Genomic DNA, 14,690 nt, shown 5'->3' with positions numbered 1-14,690 from the left:
ATCCGGCTTCCTTCTGCAGGAACCTGTGGGTTCAGGACCCGTATCCCCGGTGTGCCTTGTACGCGTCGAGGGTGAAGCCGTCGCTGGCGATCAGGTCCATGTCGGTGCGCTCGACGCGGCGGACGGTCGCGACCTCTTCAGGGAGGCGGTCGAGGGTCTCCCACGGAATGACGACGATGCCGTTCCGATCGCCGTGCAGAAGGTCTCCCGTGACGATGCGCTGGCCGTCGATGTTGACGGGGTCGCCCACGGACACGATCTCGTAGTTCGCGTGCGACACCACCGGGTAGCGCATGAAGTAGTGGAAACCGATCTCACCCACCTCGGCGACATCACGCAATGCGCCGTCGGTCACCATGCCGACGGCTCCCAGCTTCTGCGCGAGACGGGACATGATCTCACCCGAGTAGGCGACCCGCTCGGGAGCGCCGCTGGCATCCGCTATTACGAGGACGACCGGCCCCTCCAACGCTTCGAGCGCCTCCCACATGCGCCAGTACCCCTCGCGCTGCGCGGGCGGGCCGGGAGCATCCGACATCGTCACGGTGAGGGCGCGTCCGACCATCGATCCGAGATCGGGGAAGACGCACTGCACATTGCCGCCGATGAAGCCCTCGGTGCGGTCGCGGATAGCGAACCTCTCGATCGCATTGGCGACGGTCGGGCTGTCGACGCCAAGCAGGAACTCGTGTTCGGAATCGGCCAGGGGTCGGGTGCTGCTCATGGAGGTCATCTCTCTTCTCATTTGTTGGTAGCGGGTACGGATGCGGTGCGCGCGAGCGCTGTGCCGGCGAGGCGGCCGGACGTCATCGCCCAGCCGATGTGGTGACCGTGGCCTTTGAGGAGCATCCCGCCCTGTCCGACCCCGCCGACGGCGAAGAGCCCGCGGACGGTCGAGCCATCGGCGCGGAGAACCCGCAACTCCTCGTCCACAGCGATGGAGCCCTCGGTGACCGTCAGCATGCTGTACACGGGACCGAGGACGATGAGCTCACCGCTCAGATCGCTCGAGTCGACGGCGGCAGCGATGGTCGCGGGATCGAACCCGAACTTCGCGGCAAGATCCTTCGGGGATGCCGCTCTCGTAATGAGATCGGGGCGCCCCTTTCGGTAGTCCTTGAGGTACGCGAAGGCGATGCCGGGCGCCGTCGAGATGTGCTGAGGTGGAGTGTCGAACTCGGCCGCGATACGGCCGTCGAAGACGAGGAAGCCCCGGCCGTCCGGCTGCAGTGCCAGCTCGGCGGCGGGAGACTCCTCTTTACCGAAGCGCTCCCCCTTGGCGTTCACCAGGATCGCGCCGCGACGGAACATCGTGTCGGTGGGCGACATGTGCGACACCAGCAGCGACTTCACGACCGGGCGCAAGAGAGCGGGCGGAACGTTGTTCGCGACGAGCGCCTCCAGCCGGCACAGCCAGCGCCAGGTGGGCAGCCGGTCCAGAAGGCCCGGCTTGGGCGATGCGGGGAAACGCAACTGCGGACCAAATAACAAATCCATGTTCTTCAGCTCTGCTCCGGCATCCGCCGCGAGGCGATGGCCGAAGCCCTGCGCATCCGGGTTCACGGGAACGGCGGCGGCGGCACTGTTCGACAGATGCTCCGCGCGCATATCAGAGTTTCCGCTGAAGTCGCCGCTGGCGAGCACGACGCCGCGCTCGGCTCGGAACTCGGCATCCTCGCCGTCGACAGCAGCGTGAACGCCCACCACGGTGCCGTCCTCGACGACGAGCCGATCGACCTCCGCGCGGGTCACGATCAACACCCCGCCCTTCACCGCAGCCTCGTGCAGCCGCGCGATGTAGCTACGCGAGTTGGGGATGACATTGTGCATCCGCGGCACACGGTGCGGCGGCTCGGGGAAAGGACCGGCGAACGCCACCCCATGCCGAATCAGCCAATCGAGGGTCGCCGACGATTCGCGAGCATAGAGCCGACGCAGGCTCGGCGCGTCTCCGGTGAGAAGCGTCTCATCGAACTTCCACATGTCCTCAACGAGGTCGTCCGCGTTGTCACGGATGCCGCGACGCCGCTGGTAACTCGTATCAGCGGCGGTCAGAGACCCGATCGACAGCGCCGTAGTGCCTCCGACGGCCGGCCGGCGCTCCAGCAGAATCACTCGAGCACCTCCTTCGGCCGCGGCCACGGCAGTTGCTAGTCCGGAGCCGCCACCGCCCACCACAACGACGTCCGCAGAGCGAGGGGAAGGTCTCATCATTGATTCCATTCTTTCGGTACCGTTTTCAGGGTAGCTTAAACGGCGATCCCCGTCTATCGCATTTTCGCCCGTGATTCCGGGGTTTTCGAGCCGGCATGGCCAATGCTTTTGAGTAGAGAATTTTGGAAATCGGTTGCAGTTCAGTCGATGAAGGAGTTCAATGGTGAGCGTCAGAATGCCTTCTGACCCAGCACAGAAGAGGGGCAAGGATGCCTGTACCCAACCTGCGCGGAGTCACGCCCGCGATCATCACACCGTTCGACGAGCAGGGCGAGGTCGACTACGACAGCCTCATCTCATACTGCCGATGGTTGAAATCGATACCAGGAGTAACCGGCATCGTGACGAACGCCCACGCGGGTGAAGGCACGTCGCTCAGCGAGGAGGAGCGCACCGACATCATTCGCGCCGTCAAGGCCGAAGTTCCCGACTTGCACATCGTCGCCGGAGTCGGAGGCGAGGGGACCCGCGTCATCGCTCGCGAATCCGAACGAGCCGCAGAGGCCGGCGCCGACTCTCTGCTCGTATTCCCCCCGCTTGCCTCGCTGCGGTTCGGCTACCAGGACGGAGCAACACAGGACAGGTACCGCGCTGTCTGGAGCGCCGCGTCCCTGCCGATCACACTCTTCAACTTTCCCAACGTGTCATTGGCGACCTACCCGCTCAAGCTCATCCTGGAACTCTGCGCCCTCGACGGCGTCTTCGCGATCAAAGACGGCGTCCGGGACATGATCCGCTGGGACGTGGAGACGCCGATCATCCGACAGAACTTCCCCGATGTCCAGATGCTCACCTGTCAGGACGAGTTCCTGCTGCACACGATGTGGGAGTCCGACGGTGCGCTGGTGGGTTACGCGGCGCTCATCCCCGAGCTCATGGTCGAGCTGCTGGAGAAGGCGAAGGCGCACGACTACGACGCGGCGAAGGAGGCCTACGACCGGATGATCCCGATCACACGGGCCGTCTACCACCGTAAGTCCCATATCGAGTCGACGACGGCGATGAAGCTGGGGCTCGTAGCACGCGGCATCATCCGCACTGCGACCGTGCGCTCCCCTCTCATGCCACTCGAAGACGGTGCTGCCGAGCAGATCCGGACCACTCTGAAGAACGCCGGAGTCAGCCTGACAAACTGACCAGGTTCCGCTTCGGAAGCGGCGATGCAGACGCGGACACCGCGTGAGAGGAGTCCGACACGAAAACCCTGAACGCCGGTCTGTCGGTGGTCCTCAGTCTGCTGATCCTCACGGTGGCGATCTCCATCGCCGTTCCCGAAGCAACTCTCGTCGCAGGGGCGCTGACACTTCTGTCCGCGCTCATCGGGCTGCTGATCGTCCGCGGAGTGCAGCTGATCATCTCCCTCGTCCTGGTGGGGTGCGGCCTCGCCGCGCTCATAGCGGGACTGCTGCTCGGCGACCGACCTGATCTCGCCGACTTCCTTACCGTGAACCAAGACCTCATCGCGATGCTCGCCGCAGTGTCCTTCGTCCGCTTGATCACCACCTCAACCGAGACGCCGGCCCCGCGCTTGTCCGGGGCGAAGGCGGTTTGGCGTACCGCAGCGGCTGTGCATCTTCTCGGCTCCGTGATCAACATCAGCGCCATCAACCTCATCGGGGAACGCCTGGGCAAGGACGGGCGGCTGTCGCGTCTGAACGAACTGCTCCTGTCCCGTTCCTTCTCCGCCGGAGCGTTCTGGTCGCCGTTCTGGGGAGCGACCGCCGCGGCGATCGCATACGCGCCTGGCGCGAAGTCGAACGTGCTGATCCTCTGCGGTCTTTGCCTCGCGCTGGTCGCGCTGACCTACAGCATCACGGCGACCGTACGCAGATTCGGACCGAGCCTCGGCAATTACCACGGCTATGTCCTCACCTGGAGGGCGCTACGCATTCCGCTCGCGCTGGCCGTAGTCGTGCTCGGGCTGCACACCCTCATCCCCGAGACGCCGATCACCCGGCTAGTGCTGGTCGGCTCGCTCGGGATAACGGTGGTGACCCTGTTCTTCATCCAGCCCCGCACCGCGGGAAGCCGGCTCTTCTCTCATGTGCGAAGCGCACTGCCCCGCCTCTCCGGAGAACTCACGCTGTTCGCCTCGGCCGGCGTTCTCGCGATCGGGCTGGGCTCCTTCTTCAATGCCGTGCAGCTCGAGCTCCCTGTGACGCAATACACCATCCCCGTTGCCTGGGCCACCACCCTCGTGATGGCGATGCTGTCGCTGGTAGGAGTGCATCCGGTAATCTCGATCGCTGCGGTGGCCGCAGTGATCGTCCCACTGCATCCGGACCCGACCCTCTACGCGATGTCGGGCATGATCGCCTGGGGCGCCTCGGCGGCTGCGGGCCCGATCTCCGGCCTAAACATCTATCTCAACGGTCGCTTCGGAACGAACAACTTCGCCATCGCGCGCAGGAATCTGCCGTACTTCATCGTCGTCCTCGCTCTCGCCTGGCCGGTGCTGTGGCTCTGCGACACTCTCGCCTGAGCACGCGGTATCGTTTCCCAACACGTATTTCCGCGCCAGAGCGGGAACCAATGAAGGAGTTGACGCCGTGGCGACGATCCGTGACGTGGCTAAACGCGCGGGGGTTGCACCCGCCTCGGTGACCCGGGTGCTCGGCGACTACCCCAACGTCAGCGACGATCTCCGTGAGCGCGTCATGGCCGCTGTCGAAGAGGTCGGCTACCAGCCCGACCTGGTCGCCGCCGGTCTTCGCCGCGGATACACCAGGACCATCGGCGTGATGATCAACGACATCCTCAACCCTGTCGTCGCAAAATGGGTCGACGTGATCGAGGAGGATCTCCGCGCAGCAGGGTACGGGGTCATCCTCGCGCACTCGCGCGGCGAGCGCGACAACGATATGTCCAACCTCCGTCTCTTGCACCAACGGAGAGTCGACGGTCTGATCGCATCCTTCGCCGATGATCAACACGACGATCTCGTCGCCGCGGTCAAGGGATTGACGATTCCGGTGGTACTGCTGGACCGCCAGATGGGCCTGGATCATCTGAGCGCGGTGGTCAGCGACCACGAGTACGCTACCAGCGCACTGGTCTCGCACCTCATCGACCACGGACATCGTCATATCGCCCTGTTCACCGGGCAGCCCCATGCCTATCCGAGCCGCGAAAGGGTGAAGGCACTAACAAGCGTCCTCCACGAGCGCGGCATTCCCGTGCGACCAGAGCTGCAGATCGTCGGCCGCGGTTCTGAGGGCTATGCGGCGAGCGCGCTGTCCTCGGTCCTCGAGCTTCCTGTCCCTCCGACCGCCGTGATCGTCGGGAACGGCAACATGTCGGCGCTCGCGGGAGCACTCCAGGAACTCCGGCGGAGGAACATCCGCATCGGCGAGCAGATCGCCGTCGCAGCCAGCGAGCAGAGCGCGCTGGCCACCCTGCATACTCCCGCGATCACTGCCGTGGAGCGCAATGTCGTCGACCTGGGCAAGCGGGCGGCTGCCATGATCCTGAGCAAACTGGCCACGGGATCGTCGCGCGCACACACCATCGTGCTCCCCACCAGACTGGTCATTCGAGAGTCGACGGACTGGACGTATCGCGGATGACTCGCGAAAAGATGTTGCGCACTCCGATCATTTCCCATAGCGTGGGATCACTTCGCTGAATCTCGGCTCTGAAAACGGTACCGAAAGTAGCAATGATGCCTGTGAACCTTTACGTCGCCCGACGCGTCCCCGCCTCGCGGATCGCCTCCGCGGCACCTGCACGCCGCACTGGAGAGCCACCGGTCAACGCGGCCCGCACGACGGCACTCCAACCACGCAGTGATTTTTCTGGCCTGTTAGAAATCGTTTTCACTTCACTCCTGTCAAACATGCGGAAGGCAGCGAGGAGCATCTGATGGCCTCTCTGCTCAACGCACGCCCGGAACGGACCTGGAACCGGACCGTCGCGTCGGAACTGACAGTCCACCTGGGCCGCATCGGCCGCATCCAGACGCTCACCCTGACCTCGGAACGGCGTGACGCATTGCGCGTTGCGCTCGGAGAGGGGTTCACCGACGAGACGACCACCATCGCCGACTTCTGCCCCGACCCCCTCGTGTTCGCACTGGAGTCCGGGTTGCCCCGCGTCACCCTCCTCGACCGCGTCGTCGACGGTGGCAGCGAATGGGAACAGTTCGCCGAGCTGGGGCCGCGTTCGCTCATCGCGGTGTCCCGCATCGCCGACATCGTGGAGCGCGCGAGCTCGGCGGGCCGCCGCATGATCCGCACGGTATACGAGACCGATTTCCGAGACGAGCGGGGCGTGCGCGTCGGCGTCGCCCGAGGATTCAGCCTCGACATCGAAGAGGCCCACGCATGAACGCACTGAGAGTCGGCGACGACATCGGCTCGTACGGCCCCCTCGCCATGTCGATCGAGGACAGCGTACGCTGGGCCGCGGCGAGCGGCGATTTAACGCCCTTCCATTTCGACCCGCAGGCCGCGGCCGACCGCGGCTTCGAGGGCCCGGTGGTGCACGGCCCTTGGAAGGCCGCCGTGCTGCGCGGACTCGTCCAGCGGTGGCTCGGTAAGGCCGTGCTGCGCTCCTTCTCGGCCGACTACCTCGCCCCCGACCTCCTGGGCGAGCCGATGGTGTTCGGCGGAAGCATCACCGGCGTGGGCGTGACCACGGACGGCGCCACCCAGGTGGACTGCGAGCTGTGGGTGAAGCGCGCCGACGGCTCGCTCTCCGTCCGTGCGACATGCGCCGCGGTCGTCGAGGAAGAGCTGGACGGACTCCCGCTGGAACGCGTAAAGCAGAGCGTGCGGCTCGGCGAGGTCGCCGGCGTCTTCGTCTACGAGGTCACCTCCGGCGACATCGCCCGCTTCATCGAGGCCGTCACGGGAGAGCCCGTCGACAGGGACGACATCGACGAGGCGCCCGCGACCTTCTACGCCGCACTGGACCCCGTCGAGCGGCGCGACCTCGACCTCGACGACTTCGTGCAGCACCTGCCGTTCCGCAAGACCGGCGGCGGCAACGCCTTCAACGAGGTCTCCGCCGTCCGACCGATCCGCGCCGGCGACGTGGTCACCGTGACCACCCGCTACACCGAGGTCTACGAGAAGAAGGGCTCACGCGGCAGCCTGCTCTTCCGCGTGCGGGAGAACGAGCTGACGGATGCCGCGGGCGAGCGCATCGCCACGACGAGGTGCGGGCACGTGCTGTCCTTCGACCTCACCTCGCGAACCGTCACCCCCCGAGCGGAGGCACGGGCATGATCGCCACCACGGACGGCCGGAGTATCGAGATCGGGACGGAGCTTCCCGCCCAGGTCCGCTTCACCACGAACAAGCAGCTCGTGCAGTACGCCGGCGCCGCCAACGACTATTCCGGCATCCACTACGACCGCGACTACGCCGAGGAGCGCGGCTTCTCGAACGTCATCGTGCACGGGCTCCTGAAGGCCGCGATCCTGTCGGATCTCGCCTGCCGCTGGGGCGGCCGCGGCAGCTGGCTGATCGACTACTCCGCCCGCTACGGCGGCGTCGACCTCGTCGGCGCACCCATCACCTGCCGCGGACGCATCGTCGATATCGATACCGAGAACCGACGCGTGAACCTCGAGCTGTGGACGGAGAACGTCGACGGGGTCCGCACCACAACAGCAACCGGCCTGCTCCAACTCGCGAATGAGGAAACCCGATGACCATCGCACCGCGCCACTTCCGTATCGCGACCCTTCCCGGCGACGGGATCGGGAACGAGGTTGTCCCCGCGGCGATCAGCGTTCTGGACGTGCTCGGCGAGATCAACGGCATCCGCTTCGACTGGAAGACGCAGGAGTGGGGATGCGAGTACTTCCTGCGCACCGGACGTATGATGCCGGACGACGCCCTGGAGCAGATCGCCGGCGACGACGCCATCTTCCTCGGGGCCGTCGGCGCCCCCGGGGTCCCGGACCACGAGTCCCTGTGGGGCATGCTCATCCCGATCCGCCGGGAGTTCGACCAGTACGTCAACCTGCGGCCAGCACGGCTTCTCGCCGGAGTCCCGACCCCCCTCGCTGGCGTCGTGCCCGCCGACCTCGACATGGCCGTGATCCGGGAGAACGTCGAAGGGGAATACTCCCGCATCGGCGGCCGGCTCTACGCCGGGACCCCGCACGAGATGGTCATCCAAGAGTCGGTCTTCACCCGTCGCGGCGTGGAGCGCGTGATGAACTACGCCTTCGAGCTGGCCTCCCGCCGTCGGGGGGACGTGACCTCGGCGACCAAGAGCAACGGGATCGTCTTCACCATGCCGTTCTGGGACGAGATCTTCGCGGAGCGCAGCGCAGCGCACCCCGGGGTGACGACGCAGCAGTACCACATCGACGCCCTCGTGGCGCACTTCGTGCTCGACCCGAAGCGCTTCGACGTGGTGGTCGCATCGAACCTGTTCGGCGACATCCTCACCGACCTAGGCGCCGCCGTGGCGGGCAGCATCGGCATCGCCCCCTCGGCCAACATCAACCCGGAGCGTCTGCACCCCTCGATGTTCGAGCCGGTGCACGGTTCGGCACCCGACATCGCGGGCCAGGGCATTGCGAACCCGGTCGGCCAGATCTGGTCGGGGGCGATGATGCTCGACCACCTCGGCGAAGCGGATGCCGCGGCACAGCTCATGAAGGCCATCGAGGGCGTTCTCGCAGACGGCATCAAGACCCGCGACCTGGGCGGCACGGCGACGACCGTCGAGGTCGCCGCCGCCATCGTCGATCGGCTGAAGGCGGATGCGACATGACCGTTGTCCCGGCCTGACACAGCTACACGACTGACAGCAACAAAGGGGTTTGCTTATGGAATTCAACGGAGAATCGATCCTCATCACCGGAGGATCCGGTGGCATGGGCGTCTCGATGGCGCGCCGCTTCGCCGGCTCGGGCGCACGGGTGGCGCTCTGCGATCTGGACGGCGGTGCCGTCGAGAAGGCAGCCGCGGAGCTCGTCGGAGAGGGGCTGGACGTCATTGGCGTCGCGGCCGACACGACCGACGAGTCCTCGATGGCGGAAGCGGTTGCCGCCGTCATCCAGCGTTTCGGAGCGCTCAACGGCCTGGTCACCGCCGCCGGCATCCGCCAGACCGCGCAGAGCTTCCTCGACCTCGACCTCGACTACTGGAAGAAGATCCAGGAGGTGAACGTCACCGGCACGTTCATCGCGATCCGGGCCGCGGCCCCGGCTCTCATCGAGAGCGTCGGGTCGATCGTCACGGTCGCATCGGTCACCGCCACGGCGGCCCGGATGAACCAGTCGGCGTACTGCACCAGCAAGGCCGCGGTGCTCAGCCTCACCAAGCAGGTGGCCCTCGAGCTCTCCCCCCAGCGGGTCAGGGTCAACGCCCTGTGCCCCGGCGTGACGGCGACGCCCATGATCGAGCAGGCCGTCCGCACCGACGGCCCCAACCTCCTCAAGGAGAAGGTCGAAGGATCCCTCGAGCAGTTCCGTCCCGGCATCCCGCTCGGACGGCTCGCCACCGCCGACGAGCAGGCCGCCGCCACGGAGTTCCTGCTATCCGCACGCGCATCGTTCATCACGGGAACAGCCGTGTATGTCGATGGCGGCGTCTCGATGCTCGGCTAGGAGAAACCATGAGAGTCATCCGAAAGGCCGCCCTGTTCGCCTGGCGGCAGAAGATGGTCACACTGAGCATCATCGCGCTGCTCGTGGTTGCGGTGAGCGCGCTGTTCGTGCATCTCATCGCCCCGTTCGACCCCTACTTCCAGGACATCGCGCTGCGCAACCAGCCGCCGATGACGCCCGACCCCAACGGCGGCGTCCACCTGCTCGGCACCGACCCGCTGGGCAGGGACGTCCTGTCGCGGCTCATGCTCGGCTCGCAGATCTCGATGTCCGTCGGCATCGCGAGCGTCGTCGTCTCGGGCGTCTTCGGCACCGTGGTCGGCATCCTCGGCGGGTACTACCGCGGCTGGTTCGACGACGTGATCATGCGACTGGTCGACTTGCAGATGAGCGTCCCGTCGCTGCTGATCGCGCTCCTGGTGCTCTACGTCCTCGGCCCCAGCTTCCTCAACATCGTCCTCGTGCTCGCCGTCACCCGGTGGATGGTCTACGCCCGCGTGGCCCGGGGGCTCACGCTCTCCCTGCGCGACGAGCTGTTCATCGAGGCGTCCCGATCGCTCGGGGCGTCCAACTTCCGCATCCTCGCCCGCCACCTGCTGCCCAACCTTCTGGGCCCGGTGCTGGTGCTGGCGACGCTCGAGCTCGCGGTCATGCTGCTCACCGAGGCCTCCCTGAGCTTCCTCGGCCTGGGCATCCAACCGCCCGAGTCGTCCTGGGGTCTGATGCTCGCCGAAGGACGCGAGTACCTCACCACCGCTCCGTGGCTGGTCGCCGTGCCCGGCCTGGCGATCCTGATCACCACGCTCAGCGTCAACATCCTCGCCACCTGGTTCCGTGCTCGGTCGGCGAACAAGGCCCCCGACCGGAGCATCGCCGAGGAGAAGGATGCCTCCGTACCGGCGATCCCGCGCACAGAAACGATGCGCAGCGTATGACCGGGCCATTGGACGGAATCGTCGTGCTCGACTTCACCGAACGGGTGCAGGGTCCGTACGCGACGCAGATGCTGGGCGATCTCGGCGCCGACGTCATCAAGGTCGAGCGCCACGAGGCGCTGACCCCGGACGGTCGTTCGGATGAACGCTACGCCACCGAGGGCAGCGAGCGCCCCTCGTCCCTTTACCGCGCGACCTTCCTCGCGAATAATCGCAACAAGCGCTCGATCACGCTCGACCTCAAGTCGGACCGCGGGCATGAGGTTGCCGCGGCTCTGGTCGCCAAGGCCGACGTCGTCTACGAGAACTTCCGCCCCGGCGCCATGGCCCGCCTCGGCCTGGACTACGACGACTGCGTGCGCATCAAGCCCGACGTCATCTACCTCTCGGCGAGCGGATACGGCGACGAGGGGCCCTATGTCACCAAGCCCGGGCAGGACGTGCTCGTGCAGGCGCTCTCCGGCATGGGCGTCATGAACGAGTCCGCCGACGGCAGGCCCACCCCCGTCGGCATGTCGATCACCGACGTGCTGGGCGGCCTCAACGGCGCAGCCGCCGTCCTGGCGGCCATCGTGCACCGCGAACGCACCGGCGAGGGGCAGCGGGTGAGCGTCGATCTGCTTGGCTCGGCCCTGGCCGCTATGAGCGAGCACATCGTCCACTTCGCCAACAACCACCCCGGCGAGCCCGTCCGCGGCACGCGGATGCACGGGCACGGGTACATCCCGCCGCCCTACGGCTTCTACGCGACGAGCGACGGGCACATCGCGCTGTCCAGCGGACGCCAGATCAGCGAGATCTGCGCGCTCATCGGCCTGCCCGATCTCACCGAGGATACGCGCTTCGACAGCTTCGAGAAGCGCAACGAGAACCGCGCAGAGATGGAGAGTCTGCTCGAGGCGAGGCTGTCCACGCAGACCACCGCGCACTGGCTGGCCGTCCTCGAGCCCGCCGACATCTTCGTCGCACGGGTGAACTCACTGGGCGAGGCCCTCGCCGACCCGCAGGTGGTCAGCACGCAGCGCCTGCAGACGGTCGACGGCCCCGACGGCCCGCTCACCCTGGTGGCCTCGCCGCTGCGGTTCTCCCATTCGGTTCCGCCGCCGCCGAAGGCCCCGCCCGAGCACGGCGGAGACACCGCCGCGATACTCGCGGAGCTCGGCCTCCCCTCCGATCACCTCACCGCCCACTCGCCCGAAGGAGCTCTCACGTGAACAGACTGAAGAGCGACCCCGGCCCCAGCGCCGTCGCCGAGGCCCAGCAGACGGGGGAGGCCGCCCGCCCGCCTCTTCTCGAGGTGCGCGACCTGACCGTCTCGTTCGACACCGAGCACGGGCTCGTCAAGGCGGTCAACGGGATGAACTTCACCGTCTCCGAACGGGAGCGGGTGGGGATTGTCGGCGAGTCCGGATCCGGGAAGTCGGTGACCGCGCAGGCGCTCCTCGGGCTCCTGCAGGGCGCGGACATCACCGGGGAGATCCTGTTCGAGGGTCGCAACATCCTCACCATGCCCAAGGCCGAGCTCCGGGCGCTGCGGGGCTGGGACATCTCCTACGTGTTCCAGGATCCGCTGTCCGCCCTCGACCCGGTGCGCACGATCGGCGACCAGGTGAGCCAGCCGCTGCGCCTGCGCGGAGTGCCTCGGAACGAGGCGCGCGAGCGCGCCATCGAGATGCTGGCGAAGGTCGGCATCCGGGAGCCGCAGCGACGGTACCGGGACTACCCGCACCAGTTCTCCGGCGGAATGCGCCAGCGCGTCATGATCGCCATCGCCTTGATCGGGGAGCCCCGGCTCGTCATCGCCGACGAGCCGACGACGGCTCTCGACGTTCGCGTGCAGGCGCAGGTCATCGACCTCCTCTACACGCTGACCGAGGAGCAGGGTGCGGCCGTGGTGTTCATCACCCACGACCTAGGGATCCTCGCGGGCTTCGCGGACCGGATGATGGTGATGTACGCCGGGCGGGTCATGGAGAAAGCACCGACCGAGGAGCTCTACCACCGGTCGATCAACCCGTACACGCTAGGACTGCTCGAGTCGCTGCCGCGCATCGACGGACCGATCCCGTTGACCCTTACAACGATCGGCGGAAGGCCGCCGTCGCCGTCGAACCTGCCGAGCGGCTGCCCCTTCAGCGCACGCTGCCGGTACGTCCAGGACATCTGCCGCGAGGAGGCCCCGGCTCTCCTCACTCCGCCGAACGGCACACACCCCAGCGCCTGTCACTTCTCGGAGTGGCTGGCCGAAGAACCCGGAGTGCTCCGATGACCGACAACATCCTCGAAGTCGAGAACCTGACGCGGGAGTTCGTGGTGCGTGGGCAGGTGGTGACCGCGGTGGACAACATCTCCTTCAATGTTGCCCGCGGCGAGGCGCTCGGGTTGGTGGGCGAATCGGGCTCGGGAAAGTCGACCACTGCGCGTTGCGTGCTGCGGCTGATCGAGCCGACCAACGGGGCCGTCCGACTGAACGGAGTCGACATCACCACCCTCCGCGGCCGGAAGCTCCGCAGCTTCCGATCCAACGCCCAACTCGTGTTCCAGGACCCGTACTCCTCACTCGATCCTCGGATGAACGTGAGCGAGATCATCGCCGAGGGCATCCGCATCCACCGCCCGCGGGAGAAGGCATCCGTCGTTCGGGACGAGGTCGTCGAACTCCTCGACGTCGTCGGGCTCCGCCCCGACCACCTGGGGCGCAAGCCCGCAGCCTTCTCCGGTGGCGAGCGGCAGCGCATCGGTATCGCCAGGGCGCTTGCGGTGAACCCGCAGCTGCTCGTCTGCGACGAACCGGTCGCATCTCTCGATGTGTCGATCCAGGCGCAGATCCTCAATCTGTTCCAAGACCTCAAGAACCGCCTCGGGCTGACCCTGCTTTACATCGCGCACGATCTGGCCACCGTCCGGCACCTGTGCGACCGGGTCGCCGTGATGGAACAGGGCTCGATCCGCGAGATCGGGACACGGGAGCAGCTCTACACGAACCCACAGCACCCGTACACGAAGGCGCTGATCGCGGCCGTGCCGGAGCCGGACCCGGTGGAGGAGCGGCGCAAGCTCACCGAACGCCGCGCCGCTGCGGCCGCACGCGCGAAAGGGGCCGCGTGATGACCGTGAAAACGATCTCGGTAGAAATCGAAGAACACGTCGCGACCCTGACGCTACGGCGCCCGCAGGTACTCAATGCCCTCGATTCGCATACTCATCGGGCCATCGCCGCAGCCTTCGATGACCTCGAATACGACGAGAGCGTCGGGGCGATCGTAATCGCCGCCGAGGGCAGGGCGTTCTGTTCCGGCTCGGACCTTCGCGAGATCGGTCAGCTCTCTGGGCGCGCGGAACAGGAGTATGTTGAGCTCGACTTCCGCACCAAGAACAAGATCGCTTCCTTCCCTAAGCCCGTACTCGCGGCGATCCAGGGATACTGCGTCGGCGGCGGGCTGGAGCTCGCGCTCGCCTGTGACCTGCGGATCGCGGCAACGGATGCGATCTTCGCGATGCCAGAGGTCGGCCTCGGCAGCCTCCCCGGATCGGGTGGGCTACAACGGCTGCCCCCCGTGGTCGGTGCAGGCATCGCGAAGGAGTGGATCCTCACCGGTCGGCAGGTCACCGCCGACGAAGCCCACCTGCGCGGCCTGGTCAACCAGGTCGTGGAGCGGGATGCTCTGGATGATGCCGCCCGGGAGCTCGCGCAGGAACTCGCTTCCAAGAGCCCGTTGGCGGTTCGACTTGCCAAGGTGGCTCTCACGCCCGAGCCGCTGGCGGACCGCGGCCTGGTCTCCGCGTTCCAGATGCTGGCCGGAGACGCGACGCACTCCCAGCCCTCCTATTCCTCCGCCACACGGAGGTTCGCAGACACCGATCCGTCGCGGGCGGCCCGACTGTCCCAAGAAAAATGGCCCGTTCATCAGAGCGGGGCACACCAAGAGAAAGAAGCACGGTGATGAAACGAATATCGGCAACGAAGCCAC

At 66.6% G+C, this 14,690-nt stretch carries 15 protein-coding genes; 13 read left to right on the top strand and 2 right to left on the bottom strand.

The window, feature by feature from the left end; genetic code table 11:
• Positions 1–31: 31 nt before the first annotated feature.
• Together HDC95_RS08290 and HDC95_RS08285 are read right to left on the bottom strand one after the other, a co-directional pair.
• Positions 32–724, bottom strand: coding sequence for an RraA family protein (locus tag HDC95_RS08290; protein WP_259062914.1), 693 nt, complete (start codon positions 722–724; stop codon positions 32–34).
• Positions 725–741: 17 nt separating this feature from the next.
• Entirely contained in the window at positions 742–2,214 is a 1,473-nt protein-coding gene (locus HDC95_RS08285) for an FAD-dependent oxidoreductase (RefSeq protein ID WP_259062913.1), read from the bottom strand.
• 209 nt (positions 2,215–2,423) lie between these two features.
• On the opposite strand from HDC95_RS08285, the gene HDC95_RS08280 reads away from it, so the two are divergent.
• From HDC95_RS08280 to HDC95_RS08220, 13 genes are all read left to right on the top strand, one after another.
• A complete protein-coding gene (locus tag HDC95_RS08280; protein ID WP_259062911.1) occupies positions 2,424–3,350 on the top strand; it encodes a dihydrodipicolinate synthase family protein in 927 nt (308 codons plus the stop codon).
• Positions 3,351–3,436: 86 nt separating this feature from the next.
• Entirely contained in the window at positions 3,437–4,696 is a 1,260-nt protein-coding gene (locus tag HDC95_RS08275) for a hypothetical protein (RefSeq protein ID WP_259062910.1), read from the top strand.
• A 67-nt stretch (positions 4,697–4,763) separates the two neighbouring features.
• Positions 4,764–5,780 carry a LacI family DNA-binding transcriptional regulator gene (locus tag HDC95_RS08270; RefSeq protein WP_259062908.1) on the top strand — a complete coding sequence of 339 codons (1,017 nt, stop codon included), beginning with the start codon at positions 4,764–4,766 and terminating at the stop codon, positions 5,778–5,780.
• A gap of 295 nt (positions 5,781–6,075) precedes the next feature.
• Positions 6,076–6,540, top strand: coding sequence for a hypothetical protein (locus tag HDC95_RS08265; protein WP_259062905.1), 465 nt, complete (start codon positions 6,076–6,078; stop codon positions 6,538–6,540).
• Positions 6,537–7,442, top strand: a complete 906-nt coding sequence (locus HDC95_RS08260; RefSeq protein ID WP_259062903.1) for a MaoC family dehydratase N-terminal domain-containing protein — start codon at positions 6,537–6,539, stop codon at positions 7,440–7,442. Before HDC95_RS08265 ends, HDC95_RS08260 begins: the two co-directional genes overlap by 4 nt.
• Complete coding sequence (locus tag HDC95_RS08255; RefSeq protein ID WP_259062902.1) at positions 7,439–7,870, top strand: MaoC/PaaZ C-terminal domain-containing protein; 432 nt, start codon at positions 7,439–7,441, stop codon at positions 7,868–7,870. Before HDC95_RS08260 ends, HDC95_RS08255 begins: the two co-directional genes overlap by 4 nt.
• Complete coding sequence (locus tag HDC95_RS08250; protein WP_259062900.1) at positions 7,867–8,946, top strand: tartrate dehydrogenase; 1,080 nt, start codon at positions 7,867–7,869, stop codon at positions 8,944–8,946. Before HDC95_RS08255 ends, HDC95_RS08250 begins: the two co-directional genes overlap by 4 nt.
• A 55-nt stretch (positions 8,947–9,001) precedes the next feature.
• Positions 9,002–9,784 (top strand): SDR family NAD(P)-dependent oxidoreductase, encoded by a 783-nt coding sequence (locus HDC95_RS08245; RefSeq protein WP_259062898.1) that lies wholly within the window; start codon positions 9,002–9,004, stop codon positions 9,782–9,784.
• Positions 9,785–9,792: 8 nt separating this feature from the next.
• Entirely contained in the window at positions 9,793–10,719 is a 927-nt protein-coding gene (locus tag HDC95_RS08240) for an ABC transporter permease (RefSeq protein ID WP_259062897.1), read from the top strand.
• Positions 10,716–11,933 (top strand): CaiB/BaiF CoA-transferase family protein, encoded by a 1,218-nt coding sequence (locus HDC95_RS08235; RefSeq protein WP_259062896.1) that lies wholly within the window; start codon positions 10,716–10,718, stop codon positions 11,931–11,933. Before HDC95_RS08240 ends, HDC95_RS08235 begins: the two co-directional genes overlap by 4 nt.
• Positions 11,930–12,988, top strand: a complete 1,059-nt coding sequence (locus HDC95_RS08230) for an ABC transporter ATP-binding protein (protein WP_259062895.1) — start codon at positions 11,930–11,932, stop codon at positions 12,986–12,988. Before HDC95_RS08235 ends, HDC95_RS08230 begins: the two co-directional genes overlap by 4 nt.
• Positions 12,985–13,827, top strand: a complete 843-nt coding sequence (locus tag HDC95_RS08225; RefSeq protein ID WP_259062894.1) for an ABC transporter ATP-binding protein — start codon at positions 12,985–12,987, stop codon at positions 13,825–13,827. The genes HDC95_RS08230 and HDC95_RS08225 overlap by 4 nt, the downstream gene beginning before the upstream one ends.
• On the top strand, positions 13,827–14,663 hold the full coding sequence (locus HDC95_RS08220) for an enoyl-CoA hydratase/isomerase family protein (RefSeq protein WP_259062893.1): 837 nt from the start codon (positions 13,827–13,829) through the stop codon (positions 14,661–14,663). The genes HDC95_RS08225 and HDC95_RS08220 overlap by 1 nt, the downstream gene beginning before the upstream one ends.
• Positions 14,664–14,690: the final 27 nt, after the last annotated feature.

This window comes from Microbacterium sp. AK031, assembly GCF_024807145.1.
Taxonomy (GTDB): Bacteria; Actinomycetota; Actinomycetes; order Actinomycetales; family Microbacteriaceae; genus Microbacterium.
This window is presented reverse-complemented; position numbering and strand designations above follow the sequence as displayed.

Excerpts from the sequence above, each read along its gene's own strand:
- HDC95_RS08290 (WP_259062914.1), bottom strand. The coding sequence starts at position 724 with ATGAGCAGCACCCGACCCCTGGCCGATTCCGAACACGAGTTCCTGCTT.
- HDC95_RS08285 (WP_259062913.1), bottom strand. The coding sequence starts at position 2,214 with ATGATGAGACCTTCCCCTCGCTCTGCGGACGTCGTTGTGGTGGGCGGT.
- HDC95_RS08280 (WP_259062911.1), top strand. The coding sequence starts at position 2,424 with ATGCCTGTACCCAACCTGCGCGGAGTCACGCCCGCGATCATCACACCG.
- HDC95_RS08265 (WP_259062905.1), top strand. The coding sequence starts at position 6,076 with ATGGCCTCTCTGCTCAACGCACGCCCGGAACGGACCTGGAACCGGACC.
- HDC95_RS08260 (WP_259062903.1), top strand. The coding sequence starts at position 6,537 with ATGAACGCACTGAGAGTCGGCGACGACATCGGCTCGTACGGCCCCCTC.
- HDC95_RS08255 (WP_259062902.1), top strand. The coding sequence starts at position 7,439 with ATGATCGCCACCACGGACGGCCGGAGTATCGAGATCGGGACGGAGCTT.
- HDC95_RS08250 (WP_259062900.1), top strand. The coding sequence starts at position 7,867 with ATGACCATCGCACCGCGCCACTTCCGTATCGCGACCCTTCCCGGCGAC.
- HDC95_RS08245 (WP_259062898.1), top strand. The coding sequence starts at position 9,002 with ATGGAATTCAACGGAGAATCGATCCTCATCACCGGAGGATCCGGTGGC.
- HDC95_RS08240 (WP_259062897.1), top strand. The coding sequence starts at position 9,793 with ATGAGAGTCATCCGAAAGGCCGCCCTGTTCGCCTGGCGGCAGAAGATG.
- HDC95_RS08235 (WP_259062896.1), top strand. The coding sequence starts at position 10,716 with ATGACCGGGCCATTGGACGGAATCGTCGTGCTCGACTTCACCGAACGG.
- HDC95_RS08225 (WP_259062894.1), top strand. The coding sequence starts at position 12,985 with ATGACCGACAACATCCTCGAAGTCGAGAACCTGACGCGGGAGTTCGTG.
- HDC95_RS08220 (WP_259062893.1), top strand. The coding sequence starts at position 13,827 with ATGACCGTGAAAACGATCTCGGTAGAAATCGAAGAACACGTCGCGACC.